The following is a 26,278-nucleotide window of genomic DNA, read 5'->3' on the forward strand; positions in this document are numbered from 1 at the left end:
TTGAGTGAGACCTGAAATCCCCTCGCGATCTCGCGCGTTCAGAACTCACCCATCGGATAACCTCTCATTGTAGCACTCCTGAGTACAGACATGAGTGCTACAACCGAGACGGATACCCTCGCAATTAAGAGCAGCAGCCACGCCAAATGTGTCTGGGGGAGAGTCTGATGACACCGCCAGATGTCGATGCACTCGTCTTCGACGTTTTTGGAACGGTCGTGGACTGGCGAAGTGGGGTTATCCGTGACGGCGAGAAACTCGGCGCAGAACGAGACATCGATGTCGACTGGGCGGCCTTTGTGGATGCATGGCGCGAGGAATACCAACCGTCGATGGACCGGGTTCGCGACGGTGAGATCCCCTGGCGAAACCTCGACGCCCTCCATCGAGACTCGCTAGAGACACTCCTCGACCGATTTGGGGTCGAAGCACTCACTGAGACCGATAAGGAGTGGCTCACAGGCGCATGGCATCGTCTCGATCCATGGCCGGATTCGCTTCCAGGACTTCGCCGACTCCGTTCTGAATACTTCGTCGCGACGCTCTCGAACGGTCACGTCCGGTTGCTCGCGGATATGGCCAAGCGAGCGGGGATTCCCTGGGATCTGATCCTCTCAGCTGAACTCTCGGGGCACTACAAACCAGCCGAGGAAGCCTACCTGAGAGCGGTGGAGCTGCTAGATGTGGCACCTGACCGAGTCATGATGGTGGCTGCCCACGAGATGGATCTTGAAGCCGCCAGTGAAGCAGGACTCCGAACAGCGTACGTCCACCGACCACTGGAGTGGGGCCCAGACGAGTATCGGTCGACGAACGAACCTCCTGATTCAACGGCCGAGATCATCGCCGATAACTTCGTTGACCTCGCCAAGATTCTCGATGTATAAAACGGCGAATTCGAACGGTATCTGTGCTCATCGCGTGATACACTGAGGCCTGCTAGGTTTCCTCATCCTTTGCTCTCCAATCAGGAGTACACCTCTTGGTTTTTGCCGATCCCTCCTTTCTAATGAACTATACGGGGCCATTGACAGGATGTTAGCAACCATGTGGCTACTGACAAGGGGGTGGTTGAGGACCCCCTCACTGACTCCTCCCGTCTCGGGCTCGGAGCATCGTTCTCGCGAACATCCCTTCGACACGAGCGGCCCCTTTGAGGACGTGTAACGCGCACAGAATGGCTACGAAACTGCCGACCGAAACCAGTAGCGCCTCGCTCAGTGTATCGGTTCTGCTCTCAAAATCGACCACTCATCAGTGGTGGCTTCCGGGTCCATCTTACCAAACATTGAATCAGTGTCCTCATCTTTGTGTTAGGTAAGCGTCCGCGAGTCAGTGGAGAGCTGGTTCGATTCCTCATGAGATCTCGAGGAGTGGACGGCTATGGTTGGGCAGAGGACCCAAATACTAGTTAGGTGTGTGTTCAAATATTCCGCTCAATACCATACTCCCCGCTCAACTTCCGCCAATCACCGCTGGAATGGTTGTCGTGTTCGCGATTACTCTTCTCGCATTTGGATTGTTCGCAACCGAGCGGGTTCCAGTCGATGTTACCGCACTACTTGTGTTGGTCGCGCTGATGGTGCTTGAACCCTGGACACAGATTTCCGCTGAAGAAGGCGTGGCGGGCTTTTCGAATAGTGCTACGATCACCGTACTCGCGATGTTCATTCTAAGCGCAGGGGTGAGCCGTACGGGCGCAGTCCAGCGTCTTGGCGCACGAATGGCAGCGTTCGCCGGCGATAGTGAACGACGACAGCTTCTCTCGGTGATATCGGTTGCTGGGCTGCCCTCAGGAGTTCTGAACAACACGCCGATCGTCGCCATGTTGATCCCCGTGGTTTCGGACCTCGCACGCGAAGGCCACACCTCGCCGTCAAAGCTCCTGATCCCGCTCTCATATGCATCGATGGTTGGTGGTATGCTCACGCTGATCGGGACCTCGACGAACCTCATTGCAAGCGATGTTTCGGCACGACTGCTTGGTCGACCATTTTCGATGTTCGAGTTTACAGGACTCGGAGTGATAGTCTTCCTCACCGGTGCTGGGTATCTCCTGTTTGTGGGTCATCGACTGATCCCCGAGCGAATCAGTGCTAGCGAAGGGCTGCTTGCAGAATATCGAATGAGTGAATACCTCACTGAGGTCGTAGTTACCGATAACTCCCCCCTTGTAGGACGCACGATCGAAGCCATCAACGAGACACTCCCCTCTGATGTCGCTGTAATTCAGATACTTCGCAACGATCGGGAAGTTGAGAGGCCCGATACCGAGACCCAGATAAGAAACGGCGATGCACTTATCATCCGTGCTCGTCCTGAACGTCTCAAGCGCCTTGTCTCTACACAGGGACTTTCGATTGCCCCGATAGATGTCCCCGAAACGGTCCTTGATGGAGCGACAAACGGGGCGGTTGCAGATGCGAACGATCAGGGAGGAGCCACCGGTACAACTCACCGTTCACGAACCCTGGTTGAACTCGTAATCCCGACTGGTTCGTCGTTCGTAGGCGAGCGGGCAGCTGGGACACCATTGAAACGCGAATACGATACCGACCTTCTATCGATTCGACGTGGAAGTGACCTCCTGCACCGCCGAATTGAGGGCCTCCTTCTCGATCGTGGGGATACTTTGCTTGTCCACGCGCCTACGGACACGCTCGAACAAATGGCAGCTGACCCGAATCTGATCGTCGCACACGAAATTCCCAATAAGGAGTATCGAACGGCAAAGCTTCCCCTTGCAGTCGGGATCGTGCTTAGTGTCGTAGGTCTTGCAGCGCTTGGCGTGCTCGACATCTTGGTTGCTGCGCTCGGTGGCGTGGTTGCGATGGTATTTGGAGGGGTACTCAAACCCGACGAACTCTACGATGCGGTTGAGTGGGACGTCATCTTCCTGCTCGCGGGGTTGATTCCGTTGGGAACTGCATTTGCCGAAACCGGGGCTGCAAATCTGATTGGCGGGTTGGTCGCCGAAACTGCCGCCTACCTTCCGGTACTCGGTGTACTCTGGGTATTCTACGTTATCACAGCGCTCACGACTGCGGTAGTGAGCAATGCCGGGAGCGTTGTGCTCCTCGTCCCGATAGGAGTGGCGACTGCCGCCGAAATCGGTGCGAATCCGTTTGCGTTCGTGCTCGCAGTAACGTTTGCGGCGAGTGCCGATTTCATGACGCCAATTGGCTATCAGACTAACTTGCTAGTGTACGGTCCTGGGGGCTACCGGTTTACTGATTATACTCGGGTTGGTGCACCGCTGCAGGTAGTGCTCTCGATCGTCACAGTCCTTGGGATCGCTACACTATGGGGAGTATAGAACGACCGCAGGTATGGCATATCACTCGCGTGTATATCCAGAATCGCACTGCTCTCAACGCGCACCTTGCGGCCACACTAAAGGGGTACTCGCACACTACCTAAGAGCATCTTAGCTACGAAGACGAATCACCGCAATCTGGTCATGAAGTGCTGAAATATATCCTTTTGGGAGGTGATCGGTTCACAATACTGTTCTTTACAAGGGAATCCGTATCTATATCATGCAGAGGGATGTAACATGCAGTTGCCACTGGAATCGGATAGAGAGAACATTGGCGCGAAGCGAGATTAAATCTCTTCTGCGACGTAATAGTTGTCTCTCCCGAGGTCTGCGCCGGTTACCGAGCCCACTGTTTAAGAACACAAATCGAGTACCACCCTTATGGACGGAACACGTCGCGTCCGATCAGATGGGACCCACAGATCCCGAGAGGCTTAATCTGTGGAGGAGCGAGAACGGCGATTTGCAACCATCGGCGTGCTGGTCGGTATCTTCCTCGCCGCGGTCGACGGCACCGTCGTGACGACCGCGATGCCGACGGTCGTCGCCGCGCTCGGCGGGCTCGAGCTCTACCCGTGGGTGTTCACCTCGTATATGCTGTTTACCGCGGTGACGATGCCGTTGTTCGGTCGGCTGGCCGACACCTACGGCCGGAAGAAGCTCTTCTACGTCGGGATCACCACCTTCGTCGCCGGCAGCGTGCTCTCGGGGGCGGCCGGCAGCATGGCCGAACTCGTCGCCTTCCGTGCGGTCCAGGGTATCGGCGGCGGGGCGATGCTCGCGCTTCCCTACACCATCCTCGGCGTGATCTACCCGCCCGACCGTCGTGGCTGGGCCATCGGGCTCGGCGGTTCAGTCTGGGGCGTTGCGAGCGTGCTCGGCCCGCCGCTTGGCTACGCGATCGTCTCGACGCTCGGCTGGCGCTGGGTCTTCTACGTGAACGTTCCCGTCGGGATCGTTGCAGTCGCGTTCATTGCGACCACGCTCGAGGAAACGACGGGTGCGGCCACAGGCGATATCGACTATGCAGGGGCACTCACCATCACGGTGGGGGTCGGCGCGATCTTGGTCGGTCTCGAACTACTCACGACGCGACCGCTTGCTGCCGGCGTCGCAGTCGCGATCGGCCTCGCCGCGCTCGGTGGCTTCTATCTCGCCGAACGACGGGCCAGGGAGCCGATCATCCCGCTGGTACTGTTCGGGGATCGAACCTTCCTCGCTACTATCACCGCCGGCTTCCTCACGAGCTTCGTGGTCTTCGCCGGGCTGACGTATATCCCGCTGTTCGTCCAGAGCGTTCACGGCGGCGCGAACAGCTCGGCGATCGCGGTCGTGGCGATCTCGGTCGGTTGGTCGGGTATGAGCGTACTTGCAGGCCGTGCAACCGAACGCATCGGCGAACGCCGGCTCTCGATCGTCGGCACAGCCTGTATCGTGGTGAGTTTCGCCGCAGGAGCGTTCTGGACACCCGCAACGTCGCTCATCGTGATCGTCGCTGTATCATTCGTCATGGGTGTCGGCATGGGGACGGTGACGCCACCATTGCTCACTGTCATCCAGAACCACCTTGGAACCGAGCAGATGGGGCTCGCGACCTCCTCCCAGCAGTTCTTCCGCCAGCTCGGCGGCGCGATGGGCGTATCCATACTCGGTTTCGTAATTACGACGCTCGCGCGCGAGCAACTCGCTGCCGTCCCCGGTGTGTCGACGCTGGGCGACCTCCAACGCGTCCTGTTCGAGACGAACACGCCCCCGGCGGGGGCGGCCGCTGCATTAGCGAGCGGGCTCTCGTCGGCATTCGTCATTTCGGCGGTCATCGGGGTCGGTGCGCTCGTGGCCGTCTTCGGGCTCCCGCGAGGGGAGAGCGGGAGTAACGCAAACTCCGAGCAAGCCGATCCCGCCACGGACTGACGAGTTCAGAGTAGCAAGACCCATTTGTTCAGTCGGGGATTGAACGACAGCCAACTCCTCACACTCAGAGAGTCGAGCTGGAACGGAGTCGGACAAGGAGACAGAAACACTATACGTCGCTGACCAGTAGGTCAGCAATAGCTCAGTCGGATGGACAGCACGGTTTTCGTTCGCTGCCGATCGGGATCACGAGTCGAGAGAACCCACTCGAACCGTTTGAATGGTATGCCCAGATGCGCCAAGAGGCACCGGTTCACTACGATGCGGACCGTGAGATGTGGGACGTATTCCGGTACGCCGATGTACAGCGAGTGATCACCGAAGACGAGACCGTCAGCTCGGATCGGATAGTTCCTGTTTCGGAGCCATCGGAGACGGACGTCCCCGAGCAGCTGGCGAGGAACATGCTCGACATCGATCCGCCCGAACACGACCGGCTGCGAGGCTTTGTCGACGAACGGTTTCGACCCCGTACGATTCAAGAGAAGCGGCCACTCGTCGAACAGGCGGCTGCTGACGTTCTCGACACTATCGAAATCGATACGAGCGGAGCGGAAGCGACATTCGACCTCGTCTCGGAGTTTGCGTATCCGGTTCCAGTCACGGTAATCGCTGCTCTACTCGACATACCGACCACTGACCGCGAACAATTCAGGCAGTGGATGGGCTCCTCATCCCCTTTCCGCACTGCTCACAGTTCTCTATACCTTGCTGCAGGTTGGTTTCGGTGTCTTCTGGCACGACACCCATCCATGCCTAACGACCACACATATATAAGAATATCCGATTATCGCGGTCCCTGACTGATCAGATATTGGGATATCTACTTCTAAATATTAGCTATTGTTCTACAGCGTTACTCATTCGGTAGTTCTGTCTCTGAAGCTTCATAGCTAGGTAGTGTGTTTGACTGAGAGCGAACAAACGACGATTTCGCGTGTCCATCAAGTCGCTCAATAGTAGACTGTCTTGTCGCCCATGGTTCAAGGTCGGACACTCCCTCATCTGAGACCTCCTGATACGTTTGCTTTTTTACCACCGCATGAACCGACAGCCCATTTGTGTGTCTTGCACTACGTTGGGTTGGCAAAGTGTGGTTTGTCCCAATGAGTTTGTCCGAAAACACGTTCGCTGTATTTTCCCCAAGAAATAGGGTTCCAAAGTTCCGAAGGTCATCTAGCAGTTCTCGAGGTGCTTCAGTATGGACTTCGACGTGTTCTACTGCCAATTCATTCGCGATTGTAACTGCTTCATCCATGTTCTCTGCAAGAGCCACAATACCCATCTGCTCCCATGCATCACGGGCAATCTCCGCAGTTTCAAGATTTCCGAGTTGATCCTCTACTTCGCCGATAACTGCTTCTCCGATTGCAGTGGATGTCGTGACTAAAAGCGGACGAGCAGACGTATCATGTTCAGCCTGCGCTAGCAAATCCGCCGCAATGAGTTCAGCATCCGCTGTATCATCGGCAAGTACGAGAATTTCGCTTGGACCAGCGAGAAGATCGATACCGACCGTTCCAAACAACTGACGCTTTGCTTCGGTAACAAATGCATTACCCGGGCCGAGAAGCTTGTCTACAGCGGTCACTTCATCCGTGCCATGAGCCATTGCGGCAACCGCCTGTGCGCCACCCATAACAAAGATTTCGTCCGCTCCAGCTTCCATGGCTCCGTAGACGACTGCTGGATGAGGAAGACCATCCTCTTGTGGTGGTGTCGATACCACAATACGTTCAACACCAGCGACTGCTGGTGGGACGACCGTCATAAGTGCTGATGAGAGAAGTGGATACTCACCACCAGGAACATACGAACCGACTCGTTCAATAGGTACAAGTTTCTGTCCTAAGACGACACCGTCTCCGAGAGACATCTCGAATTCGTTGATACTCTCGAGCTGTGCTTCGGCGAACGTTTGAATCCGATCCAAACTGTGGTCGATGATTCGCTTCTCTTCTTCACTAACCCGACCGATTGCGTCTGAACGCTCTTCTTTAGTCAGCTGGTTTTGGTCACGGGAGATATCGTCGAACCTCCTTGTGTAATCCAGAACAGCGTTGTCACCGTCTGAACGCACTGCTTCGATGATATCCTCCACCGTTTCTCTGACATCAGCCGAAACGGTCGGCGTCTCCAAGGGGTCTTCTCGAGCCCGTTTCAAGTACTCCATAGGTAGGTTCATCGTCCACTCACAGTTTATGTCTTATCAATAATCCGAGTCGGGCACTCCTGATAGAATTTGGTCCTATTTTCACACAAATTGTGGGACATATCTCAGAGAATGAAGATAGTGTTGTAGGAAGTTTTATTGCTGTGGTGTCAGCTGGTATGAGACAGAATGTCTAAGACAAGCAAGAGTGGTCTAAGCAAGGCGTTATCCACACCAGAGATGCTAATACTGGGGCTTGGAGCGATGATCGGATGGGGATGGATTATTTTGACTGGGACGTGGGTCAACGATGCTGGGGCAATGGGTGCAATCGCTGCATTCGTGCTTGGGACAGTGCTTGTCAGTGTAATCGCTGTCGTATATGGAGAACTAGCCTCAGCAATGCCATTCGTTGGTGGAGAACATGCGTACAGTCTTCGGGCCCTCGGTCCAGTAGGTTCGTTCGTATGTACGTGGGCGATCATATTCGGTTACGTAACTGTAGTAGCTTTTGAGGCAGTTGCCCTCCCCTCGGCATTCTCCTATCTCATTCCTGGTTTCAACACGCTACCACTTTGGACCGTTGCAGGTGAGACTGTCTACGGTAGTTGGGTTCTTGTCGGCCTACTGGGAATGCTGCTAGTTACATATCTGAACTATCGCGGCATCCGCTTTGCAGCGCAGTTCCAGATAGTGTTGACAGTCGTGATTGCGCTCGCTGGCATTGTTCTTCTCATTGGCGGGGTCACTAACGGGGAACCGTCACCGGACCCAGCTTTCATTGGAGGAGCAGCGGGCGTGTTCTCGGTCGTGCTTGCGATACCCTTCATGTTTGTTGGATTCGATGTGATTCCACAGCTCGCCGAGGAAGCAGATATGTCGCCGCGCATGGTCGGCCGAATTATTACGGTTGCTGTGCTACTAGCTGCGGTATTTTACATCGCGGTCATTTGGGGGGCCGGCAGAGCACTGCCAGGAGCAGCACTTGCAGAGAGCCCACTTCCAGCAGCAGCAGCGCTCTCGGCACTTTACGATAGTGTTCTCGTTGGGCGGATTATGGCCTTAGCCGGCATCGCTGGCATCTTGACCAGTTGGAATGCGATGGTTATTGGTGCAAGCCGAGCGATGTTTGCCCTCGCTGATTCCGGAATGCTACCCGAATCCCTCTCTTCGCTTCATCCTGAGTATAACACACCGACAAAGGCGATTCTACTCGTCGGAGGGATTTCAGGACTAGCACCGTTCTTCGGCGAGGGAATGCTCAATTGGGCGGTGAATGCAGGTGGACTCGGTATTGTCGTCGCATGGTTCTTAGTTACTGTCTCCTTCCTCCTTCTTCGGTATCGAGAGCCAGCGATGGAGCGCCCGTACAAAGTGCCTGCTGGGAAAGCTGTTGGAGTCTTCGCGCTTGTCCTCAGTGCATTCTTCGTTTATCTATATCTACCAACCGGCGCTTCAGCATTGGTATGGCCGTACGAGTGGGCAATCGTGTTTATGTGGGGACTGTTAGGAGTCGTTCTGTATGCCGTCTCTACTGGCGAGTCACGTGACACCGCTGAAGATGTAAGCGATTTGTAGCATATATCCGGCCTATGTAGTGACTTGATCTATGGCCGTTCTCAAATCCAATAGCAATCAACCAGACGACCAGTACCTATACATACGGAACTCTCGTTGTGGAACGGTAGCATGTCGGTTGATCAGATAACGCCTGTCGAGTTACCAGAGCCGCGATACGAGTACGGTGGCGACGACCACGTATTCGTGGAACTTGCTGAGGAGATGAGCTTCACAGCGAATTTCAAGGCGATGGCGATCACACAGCAGGTTGCCGAACGCGACATCGATGGCATCGTCGAGAACTGCCCATCGAACGCTTCGTACATGCTCCGAATCGATCCGGATGTTATCCACCCAGACGACGTCATCGCGGAGCTCAAATCCATCGAAACGGATGTCAGCGTCGAGGACTATAGCTGGGAGTCACGCATCATCGATGTCCCCGTCCTCTTCGAGGACCCTTGGACGCATGAGACGGTTATGAATTTCCGCGAGCGCCATCAAGACCCGGACGCAACCGACCTTGAGTACTCCGCGGAACTCAATGGCTACAACGACGTCGACTCGTTCATTGACGCATTCGTCGGGGCACCACACATGGTAACGATGGTTGGGTTCGTTCCAGGTCTCCCGTGGTGTTTCCAGATGGTTCCACGAGAACAGCAACTGGAGGTTCCAAAGTATGTCGAACCACGAACACAGACACCAAGTCGTGCCGTCGGCTTTGGCGGCGCATTCTCCGTTATCTACCCGGTTGAGGGTGCGGGTGGGTACCAGCTATACGGTCGGACACCAGTCGAAGTCCTTGATGTTGACCAAGCACTCCCGAACTTCGAGGAGTCGATGGTGCTTCCGAACCCCGGTGACATCATTCGGTACCGACGGATCAACCGTGACGAGTACGACGAGATCCGAGCCGCCATCGAAGACGGGACGTATGAGTTCGAGATGGCCGACGTGACGTTCTCACCGGAGGAGTTCTTCGAAGCGCCAGCTGATTACAACACGCGGTTAGTGGAGGGGTTAGAGTGATCGAGATCCGAAACGGCGGCGTAGCGAGCACGATACAGGACACAGGCCGCAGCGGCCATTACCACATTGGAATGCCGCCATCAGGCGCAATGGACCCTTATGCGCATACGGTCGCGAACGCCCTCGTTGGCAATAAGAAGGAAGCGGCAACTGTCGAGATGACCTATCAAGGCATCACAGCCGTATTCAACGAGGATACGGTCGTGGCTGTGACAGGGGCAGACGTCTCCCCTACGGTCGACGGTGACCCGGTCGGTATGTGGGAGGCGGTCGCCGTTGAGGCCGGCGACGAACTCGACATGGGGTTCGCTACGAGCGGTGCGCGGGCCTACCTCGCAGTTGCGGGCGGTATCGACGTTCCAGAGATCATGGGCAGCCAGTCGACCTACACGCTCGTCGGCATTGGGGGCCACGAGGGGCGTACACTAGAGTCGGGTGACGAACTTCCTGTCGGGACGCCATCCGATGGTCTGGCGGACCTCAAGGACCGTGCACTCCCTCATGAGATGGTACCTGAGTACGCCGATGAGGAGACGGTCCGGATCATCCTCGGGTTGACGGACTACCGACTGACAGACGAGAGCCGTGAGGCGCTTTGTACGGAGGAGTGGACGGTCACCCCGGAGGCCGACCGCGTCGGCTATCGACTTGATGGCCCGGACATCGAGTTCGTGGAGCGCGAGCAACCATTTGGGGCGGGCCCGGATCCATCAAACGTCGTCGACCTTGGCTACCCAGTCGGATCGATACAGGTCCCCCAGAAACCGATCGTGCTTATGCAGGACGCGGTCACGGGCGGTGGGTATGCAACGGTCGGGACCGTGATTAGCCCAGATCGTGGCGTGCTCGCACAACGACAGACACACGATTCAGTCTATTTCGAATCCGTTGACGTTGAGGAGGCACTCGACGCACGGGACACCGCAGCCACGTATCTCGAGGAAGCGACAGATGCGATCCGAGACTAGCGGGTAGTCTCGGACAAAACCACCACAAATACTATGCGTCCAGAACGTCGTCCAGAGTATAGCGATTACAATGTCAAACGAAACCACAATAAACGCGCCGATGCCGGGGATATTCTACCGACAATCGGACCCGGATGATCCGCCATTCGCCGAGGAGGGCGACACCGTTGAGGAGGGCGATGTGATCGGTCTCGTCGAAGTCATGAAGAACTACCACGAGATCCAGGCGGACAGTGCGGGAACCGTCACAGCGTTCCTTGTGGAGAACGAAGGGGAAATCACGGCCGACCAACCTATTGCTGAGCTAGAGTAGGGGTTTGGGATGGCCAACCTGTAGGTTGGACTCGATCCGATTACTGAGCCTGTCACTGTACATTCGCCGCAAGTACTATGTTAGTTTGAGACACAAGCGAAGCCATGGTAGAGATCGATATAAACTGTGATATGGGTGAGAGCTTCGGAAACTGGGAGATGGGACACGATGTGGATGTCATGCCCTACATCACGTCAGCGAACATCGCGGCCGGCTACCACGCGGCCGACCCACACGTAATGCGTGAGACGGTTGCCCTCGCAGCCGAACACGATGTCGGAATCGGTGTCCACCCAGGTCTCCCGGATAAAATGGGATTTGGTCGTCGTGCCATGGATGCAACTCCCGACGAGGTCCGCGATTATGTCACCTACCAGCTCGGTGCTCTCACCGCGTTCGCCGAACAACAGGGGACGAGCGTCCAACACGTCAAGCCCCACGGAGCGATGTACTCAATGCTTTCCGCGGACTCGGAACTCGCTCGGGCCGTCATGGAGGGTGTTCTCGCCGTCGATGAAGACCTCGTCTACCTCGCGACGGATATGAACATCTACGAGGTCGCCCAGGATATGGAGGGGCTTCGGACCGTTTTCGAGGGATACGTCGACCTCGACTACCGCCCGGATCGCTCGCTCATCGTCGAACAGTCCGTCGAGAACAAAGACCCCGAGACCGTCGCCGATCGTTTTGTCTCCATCGCAACCGAAGGCGTCGTTGAGGCGGCAAATGGCGAGGAAATCGAAGTACCTGCAGACAGCATCTGCATCCACGGTGATAACCCACACGCCGTCGACCTCCTTGACGCAATCCATGACCGCATCGAAGAATACGATCTCGACCTCGTTTCCCTCGACCGAATCGCCTGATTAGGTTTCGTCGTTGTCGCGCATTCTATCGACGTACTTCGTCGTATGGCGGTTCTCGAGGAATACATCGTCTTCGAGAAGATCGCGATGAAACGGAATTGTGGTTGGGATGCCCTCGATTGTCGCTTCGTCGAGTACCCGGCGCGCCCGCGCTAACACCTCCTCTCGGTCCTCACCGTAGACGACGAATTTCGCGAACATCGAGTCATAGAACGGGGCGATTGTGTCGTCCTCATCAACGCCGTCGTCGACTCGAATGCCGATGCCACGTGGGGGGTCGTATGTTGATAGCGTCCCCGGGAGCGGCGTAAAGTCGTTTTCGGGGTCCTCTGCGTTGATTCGGAACTCCATTGCGGCCGCGTGAGTGTCGACGTCCTCCTGAGCGAAGTCGAGTTCCTCGCCTGCCGCGATGCGTAACTGCCATTTCACGAGGTCGACGCCCGTCCGAAGTTCTGTCACTGGGTGTTCGACCTGAATACGAGCGTTCGTCTCGATGAAGTAGAACTCGTCATCTTCATAGAGGAACTCAACGGTTCCCGCGTTCACGTAGTCCGCGGCCGCCGCACCCCGGCAAGCAGCGTCACAGATCTCCTCTCGCGTCTCTTCGTCGAGTACTGGCGATGGGGACTCCTCGACGAGTTTCTGTTGTCGGCGCTGGATACTACAATCGCGCTCGCCGAAGTGGCGGACGTTCCCATGTTCGTCCGCGAGGATCTGGACCTCGATGTGCTTCGGGTCCTCGAGGAACCGCTCAAGGTAGACGTCGGGATCGTCAAAGTACGCGTCTGCCTCTCGACTCGCGTCCCGAAGCTGCGACTCGGCTTCCTCGGGTTCCTCTACAATGCGGAACCCACGACCGCCGCCACCGCCAGCCGCCTTGATCGCGACTGGGTAGCCACGCTCGTTGCCGAACGCGTGCACCTCTTCAGCGTCTGTGACTGCCTTGGTGGTCCCTGGAACGACGGGTACATCCGCGTTCGTCATGATATCACGTGCTCGCGTCTTCTCGCCGAATGCCCCCATCACCTCGCTTGGCGGACCGACCCATGTGCAAGCGCTCTTTTCCACGTAGGCAGCGAACTCCTCACTCTCTACGAGGAATCCGTATCCAGGGTGAATGGCATCCGCGTCAGCGTCTAGTCCGGCGTTGAGGAGTGCCTCTTGGTCGAGGTAGCTCTCTTTGGCCTTCGATGCCCCGATATGTTTGGCTTCGTCTGCGAACCGGACGTGCTTCGCATTCTCGTCGGCATCGCTGTACACGGCGACCGTCTCAATATCGAGTTCCTGACAGGCCTTCATGATGCGGATGGCTATCTCGCCGCGGTTTGCGACTAGCACTCTGTCAAACATGGTACCGACAAATCTATCCTGTTAGAATATAAAGCCACCTGGCACGATTTTATCGAACGTCGTCCACTAACTGCTGATACGGATTGATCCGGTTGGTGGTTACGCGACGGCGTCGAGCGCGTCGCGGAGGCCAGACAGCACGCGACGCAGTTGGTCGCGTTCGATCGTCAGAGGCGGCTGAAGACGGAGGACGTTCTTGTGGAAGCCACCGACACCGACAATCACGCCGGATTCCTCTCGAAGGTGGTCACTCACAGCCGTCGCGAGCGCGGTGTCTGGCGCAGGTGCGACGTTCTGCGGGCCCATCTCAGACTGGTCGACGAATTCGACCCCCCACATCAGCCCGCGGCCACGGATTTCCCCGATAGGGTCGTAGTCTTCCTCGATCGAGTCGAATTCGGAGCGGAGCCACTCTCCTTCCGTCCGCGCGTTTTCGATGATCCCGTCCTCAAGTTGGTCAATCGTCGCGAGTGCTGCTGCACACGCAACTGGGTTCCCGCCGAACGTGGAGAGGTGATCACCTGCCTCGAAGGCGTCCGCGACCTCCGCTGAAGCAGTGAATGCACCGAGCGGGAGACCATTTGCGATACCCTTTGCCTGCGGAATGATATCCGGCACGACGTCGTAGTGTTCGCTCGCGAACATCGCACCTGTCCGTCCGTAACCCGCCTGCACCTCATCGGCGACGAGGAGGGCACCGTGGTCGTGTGCAATCTCTTGGACACGGGCGAGCCACTCTTTCGGTGGAACGACGATTCCAGCTTCACCCATCACCGGTTCGACGACGATAGCTGCGATGTCACCACTCGTGTGGGAGCTGATGACGCGCTCGATGTCAGCCGCGCATGAGGTGTCACACTCAGCACCCTCACACATCGAACACCGGTAGCCGTAGGGCGGTGCGGCATGCGAAACGTCGTTGAGCGTCGGTCCCATCTCCTTCTTGTAGGACTTATTCCCGGTCAGTGACAGTGAGCCGAGCGTGCGGCCGTGAAACCCCATCTCGAGGGCGACTACCTCTTTCGATCCGGTGTACTTGCGTGCGAGCTTGACGGCACCCTCGACGGCTTCCGTTCCAGAATTACAGAAGAACGTTTTCTGCAGGTCACCGGGCGTTATCTCGGCGATCCGCTCAGCGAGGTCTGCGGCAGGTTTATTCGGGTGGACATAGCTGCATCCGTGAACGAACTCATCAAGTTGCGCCTTGGCGGCATCGACAACTGCCTCGTTCCGGTGACCGACGTTTGTCACGGAGATCCCAGCGAACGCGTCAAGGTACTCATTACCCTCGAAGTCCACGAGGGTGCACCCGTCAGCGCGCTCGATAGGCACGTCAAGCTCCTTCCAAATCGGCATGAGGTACTCGTCATACGCCGCTGTGACAGCTTCGTTCGGATTTGATTCCGACATTGGAGCTATATGCGTACCAAGTCCTAATAAAACACGAGGGATGGAACGAAGTGCCCGAGACGAGCACCTGAACCAATTGCACGTTGCCGAACGAGGTCCAATGAGAGTCGCCACTTCCGAACATGGTTTCTGTGGGCTCGTCTATGAAGGGGCATGGACGAACGTGACCTCGTAATCCTCCAAGCGGCGGTCGACCTCGGAACCGGGAGTCCGGATGAAATCGCGACGCAGACGGATATCCCCAAGTCGACCGTGCACTATCGACTCAACAAGCTCAAAGAACGCGGTGTCGTGAGTAACGACCTCCTCAATCTGGACCTAGCCGAGCTCGGCCTCGACATCACCATCGTCACAGAGGTGATTGCCGACTATGGTCCGCAGTACCACGAGGAAGTCGGGCAGGCGCTCACCGAGATCGAAGGCGTGAATCAAGTCTACTTCACGATGGGTGATACCGACTTCGTCGTCATTGCGCACCTCTCTGAGCGCGAGATGGTCCAACGGCTCATCGCGGACTACGAAGCCATCGAGGAAGTCGAGCGAACGAGTTCTCAGTTCGTTGTCGAGACTCTCAAGGACGAACCCAATCCGATCAACGACTTCGAACTGGACACGCTCGTCGACTCCCTGCTCAAATAGTAGTTGAGTGGAACACTGGTCGTCTCGGTCGCCAAGGGCGATACGAAGACGAGAATGTACTGGCATGTCGGTACCTACTCCAATGAAGCAACGCCGTGCTCGCCGGCGTTCTCGTCCTTCGCAACCCACCAATCGTCCTCTTCGGTAAGGGTGATCCGGCGTCGGTTGGTAGTCAAGGTCTCACCTCGCATTCGTCAGCGAGGTTCTCAATGACCTCATCGAAGAATTCCCTGAGCCGCTGGCGTCCTTCGTCGATCTCGTCGTCGGTCAAGGGTCGCTGTTCTGGTTCGCTCATGGTTTCGGTTCCACGTATTGGGCGACACCATCCGCGACGACTTGGATTACGTCCTCGGATGCTTGCGTGACTCGCTTGTCTATCTCGGAGTGCTCGAACTCATGGAGAGACCAGGGATTCACAAAGCTCAGGGAGACATTAAGCGCTCCCTCGGTTAGTCATTACTCTCAAGGCAGACCGCTTCGTCTCGTTCTGTCGTCGTCACGATCGCTATCGTATATTGCTTGCCTTAGAATGGTCTCTCACTGTTTGAGAGAGGCGACAGCCTCGGTGTCAGGCTTCCTCAAGCAACGAGCGAGCTCGCTGCACGTAACTGTTCGTGCCCCAGCTACGAGCGTCGCTAATCTCATCGAGGAGCAGCCGCGAATCAGCAGCTGATAGGTGTTCAGTTCGAACAAGAACCGAGAATAGTGTCGGTGTCGTGACGAGCCGGGTATCAGCGAGTGAGGCGTGGATCAAACCAAGTTGGTTGAACTCGTCACAGAGGAAGAGCGCAGCATCGAGATCGTTCGCGAGTGTGACCGCCGCATTTTCACCGTCATCGAGCGGAAACTCGGCATCGAAGTCGACCGACTGTACCGTGAATGAATCCGCTCGGTCGAGTATGGCGGAGGCGGCGTGCCCATGAATGTCATCGTACGAAGCAATCTCTTGAATTTCATCGATGACTGCTGTTGGGACGACAACCTCGTATTGGGATAGACAGAATGTGAGTGGACCAGGGTCGTCGTCAGTAACGATCCCGAGACGTACGAGGGCGGAGGCGTCTGCGATGAACCGCGACATCTATGCGTCGGCGACTTCGTCGATGAAGTCCTCATCCAACTGCTGTTTCAACACTCGGAGGTTTGCTGCCTCTTCAGCGCCGACGAGCGCTTTGAGCTGTTCAGAGGTGATCTCATCGTCGTAATAGGCCTCCGCGATCTCCTGGGTGAGTGCGTCGTCGTGAGCGGCGTCTTGGAGGTACTCCCGAAGCGCAGTCACGAGGACGTCTGTTCGGTCCTCTCCGAGGACTGCGGCCAGTGCGTCGGCCCGGTCGATGAGCCGATTGGGAGCACGAAATTGCACGCGCTTCTTATCGATGCTCATGGTGTGTACATTGTGAGCAAACGCACTTAGCCGTTTTCGTGTGGACAATGTGAGCCTCACTCGGCCGAGCGTCACTCGTCTACGAGACGCTCCTCGAGGTCACCGGTGTGGTAGCGCGGAGGTCTCATCCTCAACGAGCGCCGAAGCCGCGAGTAGGGCGGCACCCTCCAAAGAGCGAGACGAACCACCTAAACGAACGACGGTCCAACACGACCCACTCATTCCAGGCCCACACTGCACCGCAAGCAACCCACCGCTACTGTGTGGTGCGTCGAGTGCTGCGTCGGTGCTGCTAGTGGGGTGGGACAGGGAGGAAGAGTCGCCGTCCGACAACGAGTGTTAGTGACCCTCTCGAAAATTAGGATTCAAAGCGCGTTTCCGATCGTGGTCGAATCTCGGGAACCCTATCAGCAAGCGCTTCGGAAACGTGTCCCGCCGAAACAGCGACATCAAGCTCACCAATATCTATCAAGCGCTACTTCCTCTGTTTCCCGCCGCCTGACGCAGTGTACTGGCTCGGATTCATTCTTGCTGCGTGAACCAGAACCTGTATCGAGGCCAGCTATCGCTACGCATAGTATTGAATACGGACTTCTGACTCGTTTTTCGCGCGTTCCAGATGTCGAAGTAAGCTAGTAAGATGAGACGGGTCGAATCGACTTCGAGGGCCCGTCAATCCAAGCGAGGCAATAACGTTCTCCTGAGAGTCGAAAATTGGAACGGCTATACCCCGCACTCCTGATAGATGTTCTTCATCATCAACTGCATACCCCTGCTGACGGATCCGCTCGAGTTCTTCTCCGAGCGCGTCTCGCTCAGTGAAGGTGTTACCGGTCCCCCGAGGGAGACCATGCTGAGCCACGATTTCGGAACGTCTTTCGGGAGGGAGGTGAGCAAGAAGGGCTTTCCCGAGTGATGTCCAGTGGAGGTTGCTATGTGCACCGATTGGGAGCTTATCGCCAGCCGCCATCTCGCCGGCACTCCGGTAGAGAATGACTCTCTGTCCGCGCTCTTCGGTGGCAGCCCCAGCTATCTCACCCGTCTCCGAGGCGAGCTCGATGACGTGTTCTCGGAGATGTTGTGTGGCCTCACAACGCTGTCTAACCGTTCCGGCAGCCTCCAAAAAACGGAGCGAGCGTACGTACTTAGTATCGTTTTTTATAACGTACCCCTCCTGCACAAGCGTACTGACGTGTGAAAACACAGTACTTGTAGACATCTGTATCTCTTCGGTGATTTCGGAAACGCCCGCTGGTTCGATTTTCGCAAGGATGTCCAGTATCTCAAACGAGGTTTCAACCGCGCTGACCGTCTTCTGCGTGTGAGCGTTTGTCATGACTGCTGGAGAATCTACCGTGATAAAAGATTTACTCTCCTCTCTCAAATCACATTTCGGCTCTGGCGAAAGCAGGTGAACTACTTTCTAGCGGGCTTTGGAGTACCGTTTTTACTGTTCATCACTCAGATGGCGCTTCGAGACCCATAGAGAGTGCGAGATGAAGATACAGAAAATGTTGAAACCGATCTAATATATAAAACTCTCAACTACTGATGGGTATGAATACCTGCCCTTTGTCTTCCTGCCGAATGGGATAAGGTAACAACCCGTGGACAATCTGACTGCTGTTCGTGTTCCGTATAGCGATTCTCTTCGAACGTACGAAAAATTTGGTTTTTGCTAGTGGCGAAAGTGTCTGGGTGAAAAATTACCGAAATAAACCCAATATCGGTCCATAGATATATGTTTGTCCAGAATATCCTCAATTAGTATGGTGTTCGCCGATGCTCCATTGGTGGTGTTCGTCGTCGGACTAGCAGTAGCGATATTGCTGCTGGTCCGTCTCAAATTACCAGCGTTTCTCGGGCTGATCATCTCGACATTTGTTGTTGGGTTGATCTCGCCACAGATCCCGTACGGTGATGTCGCATCCGAGGCAGCGACGGCATTCGGGGACACCCTTGCATCCGTTGGCATACCGATTCTAATGGCCGCGATAATCGGGAAAACGATGCTCGAAAGCGGTGCTGCAGAACGGATCATTCGTGCATTCACTGCACTCACTGGCGAAGAGCATGGCGAGTACGCCCTCTTCGGGAGTGGATTCGTGCTGGCTATTCCCGTGTTTTTCGCCAATGTGTTCTATCTGCTTGCCCCACTTGCACGCTCGATGCGAGCGCGGGTTGGACATAGCTACACGTTGTTCATCGTCGTCATCTGTGCGGCAGCTGCAACGACACACGTCTTCGTGCCGCCAACGCCGGGTCCACTCGCGGTCGCGGGTGAAATCAATGCGAATCTCGGGACGACGATTCTCGTCGGTTTGATGATCGGTGCTCCGACAGCCACCCTCTCAGGGCTCGTCTATGGGAAATTCATCTCCAGGCGTGTAGACATCCCACTGCGTGATGCAATGGGAACGACAACGGAGGAGGTAGAGGAGATCTCCCAGCAGTCTGCAGACCTACTACCTGGCGTATTCGAAGCTTCACTGCCGATTTTGCTCGCGATCGTTCTCGTTGGTGCACAAACGGTAACGAGTACGTTCTTCTCGTCCGGACCAGTCGTGTCGCTTTTTTCGGTTCTTGGCGATCCGAATTTCGCGTTGACGGTCGCCGCGATGGTCTCTGCAACAACGTTCTACCGAATCAAATCCCTGGATCGTGAAGCGTGGTCGGACGAGCTCACTGATGCATTGAAGGAAGGAGGAAACATCGCTGCCATCGTTGCTGCCGGTGGTGCGTTCGGCGGAATGCTCGCGGCCGCGGGTGTCGGCGAGTACATCGCCGGTGCGCTTCAAGAAGTCGGGTTGGGGCTCCTCATCACGGCTTGGATAATCGCCGCTGCCGTCCGTATCGCACAGGGATCCGCGACCGTCGCCATGCTAACGACCGCTGGAATCGTGGCACCGCTCACAGGCCAGCTCACTGTGAATCCGGCCTACCTGGTGATGGTCATTGGAGCAGGCGGCAACATCCTCTCGTGGTACAACGACGGCGGGTTCTGGATCATCACGGAGATCGGCGGGCTCACGCAGGCCGAGACTCTCAAGACTTGGACCGTCGTGACCACGCTCATATCCATATTTGGACTCGTGTTCACCTTGGCGTTCTCACAGGTGTTGCCTCTCACATGAATTCAAAGCTATCGAAGAAGGATGACCAGCCAAACAAATATAACAAACACTGATACGATGGAAATAACAGAAATCAACGCCTACGGCGTCAACGTCCCCTTAGTACCGTTCGAGGAGGGTGGGCTCGCTCCCTACGTAACGAACCACAACTCCCTGGATGACATGGACCGGATCCTGGTCGAAGTGAAAACCGACGACGGTCTCTCCGGTTGGGGTGAAGTGCGGTCGTTCCTCACCCCGGAAGCGACCATCTCGGTCATCGAAGACGGTGTTCAACCACTCGTTTTGGGTCAGTCTCCGTTCGAACTCGAAAAGCTCCGGCGACAGGTGTTTATCGAGTATACGAATGCAGACATGTTCTTCGCCCCGGTCGAGGTCGCGTGTTGGGATATTGTCGGCAAAGCCCTCGATGAGCCGGTGTATAAGCTGCTCGGTGGATGGACGACACCGACACAGACTGAGACTAAACATCGAAGCAATCAAGGGGAGTATGATGACGAGAAAGCGGTTGAGATCGCGTACTGTCTCGGTATCCTCTCACCGGAGAAATCCCGAGAGCGAGCCGCTGAAGTGCTTGAGTCTGGCTACTCCGTTCTGAAAACGAAGGCCGGCCGGGATTGGAAAACCGACGTTGCACGGATCAAGGCGATGCACGACGAAGTGGACGGTGAGTTGGAGTTCCGCCTGGACCCAAATCAGGGCTGGACTACCGACCAAGCGATCCGAGTCGGTTCATCACTCGCCGACGCAGGGATCTATCTCCAGTACATGGAGCAACCGATCAGAGTCAACGCTCACAAGTCGCTCGCGAGTTTGAAAAACCAGACTGGACAGCCGATCGGTCCCAACGAGGACACGTACATTCCCAATAACCTCCGGCGACTGATCGACGCAGGTGCCATCGATGTCGCAGTGCTCGATCTGACGCCTGCTGGCGGCATTGCCGGATTACGACAACAGGCAGGCATCGTCGAGGACGCTGGTCTCCCGATGGTTCACCACTGCGCGTTCGACCTCGGTGTGAGAACAGCAGCCATCTTGCACGCCGTCTACGGCATCCCTGGCTTCTCCATGCCACCCGATTCGACGTACTACGCATGGGAGGACGACGTGATCGAATGCGAATTCACTGTCGACAACGGAGCGATCGAGGTGCCAGAGGAGCCTGGTCTCGGTATTGATATCGACCGCAGCCGTATCGAGGAGTATCGCATCGCATGATGTTCGAATCAACGGTACTGAACGACACCGTCTCGCTTGGCGCACAGTCCGCCGACTCCATCGTCAATACTGGCAGCAAGAGTGGGTCCGTTCTCGTTCTCCCTGTTGGGAGTACAGAACAGCACGGTAAGCATCTCCCGGTCATGACAGATACGCTCTTAGCGAACAGTGTCGCCACGCAAAGCGCGGAGGCTGTCGCCAACGATGTTCCAGTACTCGTTGCGCCACCATTCTGGTCGGGCTACTCCCCACACCATCTCTCGTTGGGTGGAACGCTCACCGGCGAGTTCGACGACCTCCTCGACCTTCTCTGTGGGATAGCCAGTACTGGGCTTGAAAACGAATTCGATGCGCTGGTCTTCGTTAATGGGCATGGCGGTAACACCCCGCTCATTGACGCTGCTGTCTCGGAGGTTGGAAAAACCCATCCGGAGGTCGAAGTCCTCGGCTTGACGTATTTCGAACTCGTCACGGACCTAGTCGAAGCCGTCCGGGAGAGCGATATTGGCGGGATGGCTCATGGGGGTGAGTTCGAGACTTCCTTGATGCTCCACCTCTACCCCGAACTGGTCGATACGGAGACCATGCCGGCGACGTACCAAGACGAACAGTACGAACTGGCTGGGGCCGACCTCGTCGTCGGCGGACCCGTATCCGTTTATAGGCCGTTCGAACAGTACTCGGAAAGCGGTGCTATCGGGGCTCCGGAGGTGGCGAACCCGGAGACAGGCGATCGGCTCTTGGATGGAGCCACTACGGCACTCGCAAATCTCCTTCAGGAGGTTCATCAGAACAATGGATGAAGTGTCAACGAACGAAGCACCGGAGAGTATCGGTCCGTTTTCGCAAGGCATCGTCTCTAACTCGATGGTCTACGTTTCGGGACAGGGACCGGTCGATCCGCAATCGGGCAACATCGTAGAGGGCGATATCCAAATCCAGACAGAACGGACACTGGACAATCTCGCCGCGATTCTTCGAGCTGCAGGATGCTCACTCGACGATGTTGTGAGAGCACAAGTGTACGTACGCGACATGAGCCAGTATGACGCAGTCAACGAAGTGTATAGCGGGTATATGAACCAACCCTACCCAGCACGAACGGCGATAGAAGTCTCCGAACTGCCCGTCGACATCGATGTGGAAATCGATATGGTCGCAGAACAGAAATGATACCTGATATGTCGAATCGTACAGATACGGTCGGGCCGTCGATGCCAACTCCACACGTAGTGCCGGTTAGCACGAGCGGTGCAAGGTCCTTCGGAAATTGCCACTCCAGATAGCCAATGGAAGACGAGAACAAGCACTCAGCAGTGACAGTCGAGGGAAAGAACGCAGTCGTGATCGGCGGGACCAGCGGAATTGGACGTGGGATCGCTCGTGCGTTCGTCGAGGACGGAGCAAATGTCATCGCCACCAGTCGTTCCCAGGAGGCAGTTCACGCGATAACCGAGGAGATACGAAGCGAAGGTGGAACGACAACAGCACAAACGTGCGATACAACAAACCGCGAGTCATTGAGCGACCTCAGGAAAGCTGCTGTCGACACGTTTGGCCACGTAGATATTCTGGTCAATTCGGTCTCGACTACCGCTCACGCTTCGATACTGGAGATGAGTGACGAACAGTGGGATCGGAGTCTGGACGTATTTCTAACAGGGACTTTCTTAGCGTGCCAGATCTTCGCGAGAGAGATGGATGAAGGGAGTATCGTGAATATTTCATCGATGTCGGCGGACCAGATCCGCGAAGAACGGCCTGCCTACTGTGCAGCTAAGAGTGGTGTGAATGGCCTCACTCGTGCTGCATCAGTGGATCTGGCACCTGAAATCCGTGTCAACGCTATTGCACCGGGGTTCGTCAAAACGAAGGCAACAGCGGACCGACTCTCCGAAGGGACGTCCACACGCGATAGTATCGATGAACGGACGCCGATGAATCGAGTGGCGGATACGGCGGAAATCGCAGGCGCTGCGATTTATCTCGGGAGCGATGCTTCCTCATTCACCACTGGAGAGATACTCACAGTCGACGGTGGCTACGATCGTAGCGCTATGTGACGTGTGATGACTGCAGCGTACGTCGAGTACTGTGTCGATGCTACTACCGAGAAGAGATCGGGAGAGAGAAGGGACAAGGAGCGTCCCGTCAGGTTCGAGGACAACTACGCGTTCGCCCGGGGGCAGGTAACTCGCTGCTCGACCGTCGTACTCGACTTCACACTTCCCAACAAGCGCCACCATAGCATCGTTCTCGAAACCTGATTGGAGGTATTCGAGAGCCTCCTCAAACGAAGGGTTGGAGAGCGATAAAACCGGCATAGCCTCCTTTCGAGAGGGCCGCATAAGTATGACGATATTCTGAAAGAAGGGACCCAATGCTGACTTCACTCTCTATCTGGGACGGGATTTCCGACAGTCATTAGAGAGCGTTCAAAGCAATATCTAAACTCAATCGCTACTCGCTGTAGTGCCGTTCGGTTCGTTTACCGGAGTTGTGACCAGCGTCCGATACCGAGTATTGGAGACCACTGAGCCTTTCGGGAGGGTCGCTATCTCCATGCGTGATTTGGATTGAGAATCGTTCTCAGTGGGAGGGTTCTCTCGCTTGATTCCAGAACTAGTGAGAAGATGCCATATAATTATGACAGCCTAGGGGGTTGAGATAGGCAGGCACATCGTAGTGTTGGTCAGCCTTTATTATCCTTCCAAGTTACTCTCACTCACCACTCATGAGTGCTGATACGGCAGCGACAGGGGCGGAACAAGAACAGTCCGTAACGCCCCTCGAACTGTTCTTTGACCTAGTGTTCGTCTTCGCGTTTACGCAGGTTTCGAGTTTCCTTGCGCATCATCTCACATGGACTGGTCTCGCACAAGGTGCAGTACTGCTCGGTGTGTTGTGGTGGGCATGGGTTTGTTACTCGTGGTCGACCGGTGTCGTGGATACTGAGGAAGAGATGCCCGCGCGACTCGTTGTTCTGGTGGCGATGGCAGGGATGTTGCTCGTTGCGTTAGCCGTCCCCGATGCCTTCGGGGAGAGCGCGATCCTGTTTGGAGTCGCGTATTTCGTTGTCAGAGTCCTGCACGTCGTTCATTATGTCATCATCGGTCCCACTGAAGCACAGGAGGCGATACTCCGCGTCGCACCGGGATTCCTTGGGGGCCCCGCCTTGCTCGTCGTTGCTGGGTTCTTCGACGGGACGATACAGGCCATGTTGTGGGTGCTGGCCATCATTGTCGACTACGGTATCGTCTACGTTCGTGGAGTCGAAGGGTTCACCGTTCATGTCGGGCACTTCGTCGAGCGCCATAGACTTATCATGATCATCGCTCTCGGTGAGTCTATCGTTGCCATCGGTATTGGGACTGAGGAATTGGCGCTAACGCCTCCTGTTATTGGAGCTACGCTCCTCGGTATCGTGCTCGTCGTCGCACTCTGGTGGCTCTATTTCGATTACGTCGTGCTCGCTGCCGAAGGACGACTGGGGAGAGAAAACGGAACCGAACAGGCCGTACTAGCACGTGATTCGTACAGCTACCTTCACCTGTTTATCGTCGGAAGTATCGTGTTCGTTGCTCTTGGTATCGAGCAGACCATCGCTCATGTCGGCGAACCACTCGGAATCGTTCCTGCTGTGGCATTCTGTGGTGGCTGTGGACTCTATCTGTTCGGTCACAATGCCTTCCGCTATCGTGACCATCGTACGGTGAGTTATCTTCGGCTCGCCGTTGGTCTGGTGGCGCTTGCACTCATCCCGGTGGCACTCGAGGTCCCCGCACTCGCTACGCTAGGCTTGCTCACAGCACTGCTAGTGGGTCTCGCGCTCTACGAGACCATTTGGTCCGAACACCGCAATCGATTGCGGAGCGGGTAACGTTAGGTAAGAGTACGCGAACCAGTCGGTAGCCGGTGAAAGCGTCGAAAATCAACAGGCACCAGCAAGGCCTACTCCCTGTGTTCAGGGAGATGATCCTCGATCATTACCTGACGTGCATAATCGAGCGAACCGAGTCGTCCATCAGTGTATATCTGGTACTCACACTGCTCACATTGGACATCTATCTCCCCCATACCCTATGTTGGCGCTACACGCGGATAACGGTTCTTCGGGGGCAGTTCGTTCAAAACCTTCGCGAGCGATGCAATCGGTGTGGTAGCTACTGGGTGCTCTCAAATCGGATACCTATACACTCAACAGAAGTCTATGAGTTAGCGCGAGAGGTATTCGTGACGCTCTCGGCGTTCGTCATCAGTGAGCGGTATCCCGACCGAAAGTCCCTCAATCCGTTCAAAGTCATCATCGAGGCCAGATGATTACCCGAGGAGGTTATTGAGAGTTAAGAGGATGAAGAGCAGGATAACGGCCTCATTGACGATCCACGAATTGGTGTTCATCCAATCTCGAACCTTTGGAAGGAATGCTTCTGCCCGCTTACCCAACGCAAGCACAGCAATTGACGGGAGTGCCAGGAGGAGTACAGTACACGAAACGAAACCGATAGAATCCCTCAACGGCAGACCATTGGCCGAAAGATACGAGCCGACGGCCGCCGAAGTGAGGATATCGGTCGGAAACACACCTAATAGTAGGAATCCGATCTTGAACGAAGACCGCGAATTCGCAGACTGTAGTTTTCCCATCCACTTTGGCGGTTCTGCTTTCTCTCTACCGAGATATACCGAGACCATAGCAAAGAATAAGAGAAGAAGCACGATTATCTGTAGGCCCATGTGAGAGCTCTCTCCACCCGTCACACTACTACCGAAGAAGTATGCGACCGTGACGATAAGCGTGATCGAGAGAGTCGCACCGACGACGAACGACGCAGAGTTTCGACGCCAGTTCTCACTCGTAGCGAGAAAGATTGCGCTGAGAAGTTGCGGCCCAGCAATCATTACGATTGCTAATGGAAGAATTGTGAGGAGACTCATCGCCTGCCCATCCTCCATTCCGTTTCGTTACTGTTGCCTTTGAATTTCGTCCAGATCATATTTCGCATTTTGGCTTTCTCG

At 55.9% G+C, this 26,278-nt stretch carries 26 protein-coding genes and 1 pseudogene; 17 read left to right on the forward strand and 10 right to left on the reverse strand.

Translation table 11 applies throughout. The features are described 5' to 3' along the window. Window positions 1–167 precede the first annotated feature (167 nt). The 4 genes from C447_RS11980 (at window position 168) to C447_RS11995 (ending at window position 6,033) form a co-directional block, all read left to right on the forward strand. Window positions 168–887 carry a haloacid dehalogenase type II gene (locus C447_RS11980; RefSeq protein ID WP_029601843.1) on the forward strand — a complete coding sequence of 240 codons (720 nt, stop codon included), beginning with the start codon at window positions 168–170 and terminating at the stop codon, window positions 885–887. Between the two features lie 557 nt (window positions 888–1,444). Further along, on the forward strand, window positions 1,445–3,316 hold the full coding sequence (locus tag C447_RS11985) for an SLC13 family permease (RefSeq protein ID WP_272942154.1): 1,872 nt from the start codon (window positions 1,445–1,447) through the stop codon (window positions 3,314–3,316). A gap of 444 nt (window positions 3,317–3,760) precedes the next feature. Further along, window positions 3,761–5,230, forward strand: a complete 1,470-nt coding sequence (locus C447_RS11990; protein WP_010612174.1) for an MDR family MFS transporter — start codon at window positions 3,761–3,763, stop codon at window positions 5,228–5,230. Between the two features lie 233 nt (window positions 5,231–5,463). Continuing rightward, on the forward strand, window positions 5,464–6,033 hold the full coding sequence (locus C447_RS11995; RefSeq protein WP_007694214.1) for a cytochrome P450 family protein: 570 nt from the start codon (window positions 5,464–5,466) through the stop codon (window positions 6,031–6,033). Window positions 6,034–6,086: 53 nt separating this feature from the next. Here C447_RS11995 and hisD read toward each other — a convergent pair whose 3' ends face one another. After that, on the reverse strand, window positions 6,087–7,370 hold the full coding sequence (gene hisD / locus C447_RS17200) for a histidinol dehydrogenase (RefSeq protein WP_160162924.1): 1,284 nt from the start codon (window positions 7,368–7,370) through the stop codon (window positions 6,087–6,089). A gap of 201 nt (window positions 7,371–7,571) precedes the next feature. On the opposite strand from hisD, the gene C447_RS12005 reads away from it, so the two are divergent. The 5 genes from C447_RS12005 to C447_RS12025 all read left to right on the forward strand — a co-directional run bounded on the left by C447_RS12005 (window position 7,572) and on the right by C447_RS12025 (window position 12,121). Then, complete coding sequence (locus C447_RS12005) at window positions 7,572–8,960, forward strand: APC family permease (RefSeq protein WP_079255008.1); 1,389 nt, start codon at window positions 7,572–7,574, stop codon at window positions 8,958–8,960. Between the two features lie 111 nt (window positions 8,961–9,071). Beyond that, on the forward strand, window positions 9,072–9,974 hold the full coding sequence (locus C447_RS12010; RefSeq protein WP_007694222.1) for a 5-oxoprolinase subunit B family protein: 903 nt from the start codon (window positions 9,072–9,074) through the stop codon (window positions 9,972–9,974). Continuing rightward, window positions 9,971–10,942, forward strand: a complete 972-nt coding sequence (locus tag C447_RS12015) for a 5-oxoprolinase subunit C family protein (RefSeq protein WP_029601828.1) — start codon at window positions 9,971–9,973, stop codon at window positions 10,940–10,942. Before C447_RS12010 ends, C447_RS12015 begins: the two co-directional genes overlap by 4 nt. Before the next feature lie 70 nt (window positions 10,943–11,012). Next, window positions 11,013–11,255 carry an acetyl-CoA carboxylase gene (locus C447_RS12020; RefSeq protein ID WP_029601829.1) on the forward strand — a complete coding sequence of 81 codons (243 nt, stop codon included), beginning with the start codon at window positions 11,013–11,015 and terminating at the stop codon, window positions 11,253–11,255. Window positions 11,256–11,359: 104 nt separating this feature from the next. Further along, window positions 11,360–12,121 (forward strand): LamB/YcsF family protein, encoded by a 762-nt coding sequence (locus C447_RS12025; RefSeq protein ID WP_010612148.1) that lies wholly within the window; start codon window positions 11,360–11,362, stop codon window positions 12,119–12,121. Here the strand turns inward: C447_RS12025 and C447_RS12030 are convergent, their stop codons facing one another. Both C447_RS12030 and C447_RS12035 read right to left on the reverse strand, forming a co-directional pair. Then, window positions 12,122–13,471, reverse strand: a complete 1,350-nt coding sequence (locus tag C447_RS12030) for an acetyl-CoA carboxylase biotin carboxylase subunit (RefSeq protein WP_007694230.1) — start codon at window positions 13,469–13,471, stop codon at window positions 12,122–12,124. Window positions 13,472–13,570: 99 nt separating this feature from the next. Beyond that, window positions 13,571–14,881: an aspartate aminotransferase family protein gene (locus C447_RS12035; RefSeq protein WP_007694232.1), complete on the reverse strand. Its 1,311-nt coding sequence runs from the start codon at window positions 14,879–14,881 to the stop codon at window positions 13,571–13,573. Window positions 14,882–15,034: 153 nt separating this feature from the next. Between C447_RS12035 and C447_RS12040 the strand changes: the two genes are divergently transcribed. Further along, entirely contained in the window at window positions 15,035–15,520 is a 486-nt protein-coding gene (locus C447_RS12040; protein ID WP_007694234.1) for an Lrp/AsnC family transcriptional regulator, read from the forward strand. A gap of 172 nt (window positions 15,521–15,692) precedes the next feature. Here C447_RS12040 and C447_RS18805 read toward each other — a convergent pair whose 3' ends face one another. The 4 genes from C447_RS18805 to C447_RS17205 form a co-directional block, all read right to left on the reverse strand. Further along, window positions 15,693–15,815 (reverse strand): hypothetical protein, encoded by a 123-nt coding sequence (locus C447_RS18805; protein ID WP_272942150.1) that lies wholly within the window; start codon window positions 15,813–15,815, stop codon window positions 15,693–15,695. A gap of 273 nt (window positions 15,816–16,088) precedes the next feature. Continuing rightward, window positions 16,089–16,601 (reverse strand): hypothetical protein, encoded by a 513-nt coding sequence (locus C447_RS12045; RefSeq protein ID WP_007694235.1) that lies wholly within the window; start codon window positions 16,599–16,601, stop codon window positions 16,089–16,091. Then, entirely contained in the window at window positions 16,602–16,904 is a 303-nt protein-coding gene (locus C447_RS12050) for a hypothetical protein (RefSeq protein WP_007694236.1), read from the reverse strand. Window positions 16,905–17,472: 568 nt separating this feature from the next. Beyond that, window positions 17,473–18,240 carry an IclR family transcriptional regulator gene (locus tag C447_RS17205; RefSeq protein WP_007694237.1) on the reverse strand — a complete coding sequence of 256 codons (768 nt, stop codon included), beginning with the start codon at window positions 18,238–18,240 and terminating at the stop codon, window positions 17,473–17,475. Between the two features lie 433 nt (window positions 18,241–18,673). Here C447_RS17205 and C447_RS12060 point away from each other — a divergent pair, with 433 nt between their 5' ends. The 6 genes from C447_RS12060 to C447_RS18875 all read left to right on the forward strand — a co-directional run bounded on the left by C447_RS12060 (window position 18,674) and on the right by C447_RS18875 (window position 23,526). Further along, on the forward strand, window positions 18,674–20,038 hold the full coding sequence (locus C447_RS12060) for a GntP family permease (protein ID WP_007694238.1): 1,365 nt from the start codon (window positions 18,674–18,676) through the stop codon (window positions 20,036–20,038). Window positions 20,039–20,095: 57 nt separating this feature from the next. Beyond that, complete coding sequence (locus C447_RS12065) at window positions 20,096–21,259, forward strand: mandelate racemase/muconate lactonizing enzyme family protein (protein ID WP_007694239.1); 1,164 nt, start codon at window positions 20,096–20,098, stop codon at window positions 21,257–21,259. Next, window positions 21,256–22,062 (forward strand): creatininase family protein, encoded by an 807-nt coding sequence (locus tag C447_RS12070; RefSeq protein ID WP_007694240.1) that lies wholly within the window; start codon window positions 21,256–21,258, stop codon window positions 22,060–22,062. Before C447_RS12065 ends, C447_RS12070 begins: the two co-directional genes overlap by 4 nt. Then, window positions 22,055–22,432, forward strand: coding sequence for a Rid family detoxifying hydrolase (locus C447_RS12075; RefSeq protein ID WP_029601824.1), 378 nt, complete (start codon window positions 22,055–22,057; stop codon window positions 22,430–22,432). Before C447_RS12070 ends, C447_RS12075 begins: the two co-directional genes overlap by 8 nt. A gap of 116 nt (window positions 22,433–22,548) precedes the next feature. Then, entirely contained in the window at window positions 22,549–23,322 is a 774-nt protein-coding gene (locus tag C447_RS12080; RefSeq protein ID WP_007694242.1) for an SDR family NAD(P)-dependent oxidoreductase, read from the forward strand. A 6-nt stretch (window positions 23,323–23,328) separates the two neighbouring features. Further along, the gene (locus C447_RS18875; RefSeq protein ID WP_007694244.1) at window positions 23,329–23,526 is read left to right on the forward strand and encodes a hypothetical protein; all 198 of its coding nucleotides are present in this window, start codon (window positions 23,329–23,331) and stop codon (window positions 23,524–23,526) included. On the opposite strand, the pseudogene C447_RS18880 reads toward C447_RS18875, so the two are convergent. Beyond that, window positions 23,449–23,607: pseudogene (locus C447_RS18880) on the reverse strand (hypothetical protein); the annotation flags it as partial. The gene C447_RS18875 and the pseudogene C447_RS18880 sit on opposite strands and share 78 nt — an antisense overlap. Window positions 23,608–23,993: 386 nt before the next feature. On the opposite strand from C447_RS18880, the gene C447_RS12090 reads away from it, so the two are divergent. Beyond that, window positions 23,994–25,139 (forward strand): low temperature requirement protein A, encoded by a 1,146-nt coding sequence (locus C447_RS12090; RefSeq protein ID WP_007694246.1) that lies wholly within the window; start codon window positions 23,994–23,996, stop codon window positions 25,137–25,139. A 71-nt stretch (window positions 25,140–25,210) separates the two neighbouring features. Here the strand turns inward: C447_RS12090 and C447_RS18810 are convergent, their stop codons facing one another. Next, window positions 25,211–25,336 (reverse strand): hypothetical protein, encoded by a 126-nt coding sequence (locus tag C447_RS18810; RefSeq protein ID WP_272942148.1) that lies wholly within the window; start codon window positions 25,334–25,336, stop codon window positions 25,211–25,213. 243 nt (window positions 25,337–25,579) lie between these two features. Further along, a complete protein-coding gene (locus tag C447_RS12100) occupies window positions 25,580–26,197 on the reverse strand; it encodes a GAP family protein (RefSeq protein WP_029601825.1) in 618 nt (205 codons plus the stop codon). Between the last annotated feature and the right edge of the window lie 81 nt (window positions 26,198–26,278).

It is taken from the genome of Halococcus hamelinensis 100A6, from assembly GCF_000336675.1.
Classification (GTDB): domain Archaea; phylum Halobacteriota; class Halobacteria; order Halobacteriales; family Halococcaceae; genus Halococcus; species Halococcus hamelinensis.

Coding starts and splice junctions, on each gene's coding strand:
- C447_RS12040 (WP_007694234.1), top strand. CDS start 15,035: ATGGACGAACGTGACCTCGTAATCCTCCAAGCGGCGGTCGACCTCGGA.
- C447_RS12005 (WP_079255008.1), top strand. CDS start 7,572: ATGTCTAAGACAAGCAAGAGTGGTCTAAGCAAGGCGTTATCCACACCA.
- C447_RS11995 (WP_007694214.1), top strand. CDS start 5,464: ATGCGCCAAGAGGCACCGGTTCACTACGATGCGGACCGTGAGATGTGG.
- C447_RS18805 (WP_272942150.1), bottom strand. CDS start 15,815: ATGAGCGAACCAGAACAGCGACCCTTGACCGACGACGAGATCGACGAA.
- C447_RS12060 (WP_007694238.1), top strand. CDS start 18,674: ATGGTGTTCGCCGATGCTCCATTGGTGGTGTTCGTCGTCGGACTAGCA.
- C447_RS12080 (WP_007694242.1), top strand. CDS start 22,549: ATGGAAGACGAGAACAAGCACTCAGCAGTGACAGTCGAGGGAAAGAAC.
- C447_RS12025 (WP_010612148.1), top strand. CDS start 11,360: ATGGTAGAGATCGATATAAACTGTGATATGGGTGAGAGCTTCGGAAAC.
- C447_RS18875 (WP_007694244.1), top strand. CDS start 23,329: ATGACTGCAGCGTACGTCGAGTACTGTGTCGATGCTACTACCGAGAAG.
- C447_RS11980 (WP_029601843.1), top strand. CDS start 168: ATGACACCGCCAGATGTCGATGCACTCGTCTTCGACGTTTTTGGAACG.
- C447_RS12020 (WP_029601829.1), top strand. CDS start 11,013: ATGTCAAACGAAACCACAATAAACGCGCCGATGCCGGGGATATTCTAC.
- C447_RS12065 (WP_007694239.1), top strand. CDS start 20,096: ATGGAAATAACAGAAATCAACGCCTACGGCGTCAACGTCCCCTTAGTA.
- C447_RS12070 (WP_007694240.1), top strand. CDS start 21,256: ATGATGTTCGAATCAACGGTACTGAACGACACCGTCTCGCTTGGCGCA.
- C447_RS12030 (WP_007694230.1), bottom strand. CDS start 13,471: ATGTTTGACAGAGTGCTAGTCGCAAACCGCGGCGAGATAGCCATCCGC.
- C447_RS12035 (WP_007694232.1), bottom strand. CDS start 14,881: ATGTCGGAATCAAATCCGAACGAAGCTGTCACAGCGGCGTATGACGAG.
- C447_RS12075 (WP_029601824.1), top strand. CDS start 22,055: ATGGATGAAGTGTCAACGAACGAAGCACCGGAGAGTATCGGTCCGTTT.
- C447_RS12010 (WP_007694222.1), top strand. CDS start 9,072: ATGTCGGTTGATCAGATAACGCCTGTCGAGTTACCAGAGCCGCGATAC.
- C447_RS18810 (WP_272942148.1), bottom strand. CDS start 25,336: ATGGGGGAGATAGATGTCCAATGTGAGCAGTGTGAGTACCAGATATAC.
- C447_RS12045 (WP_007694235.1), bottom strand. CDS start 16,601: ATGTCGCGGTTCATCGCAGACGCCTCCGCCCTCGTACGTCTCGGGATC.
- C447_RS12050 (WP_007694236.1), bottom strand. CDS start 16,904: ATGAGCATCGATAAGAAGCGCGTGCAATTTCGTGCTCCCAATCGGCTC.
- C447_RS17205 (WP_007694237.1), bottom strand. CDS start 18,240: ATGACAAACGCTCACACGCAGAAGACGGTCAGCGCGGTTGAAACCTCG.
- C447_RS12090 (WP_007694246.1), top strand. CDS start 23,994: ATGAGTGCTGATACGGCAGCGACAGGGGCGGAACAAGAACAGTCCGTA.
- C447_RS12100 (WP_029601825.1), bottom strand. CDS start 26,197: ATGAGTCTCCTCACAATTCTTCCATTAGCAATCGTAATGATTGCTGGG.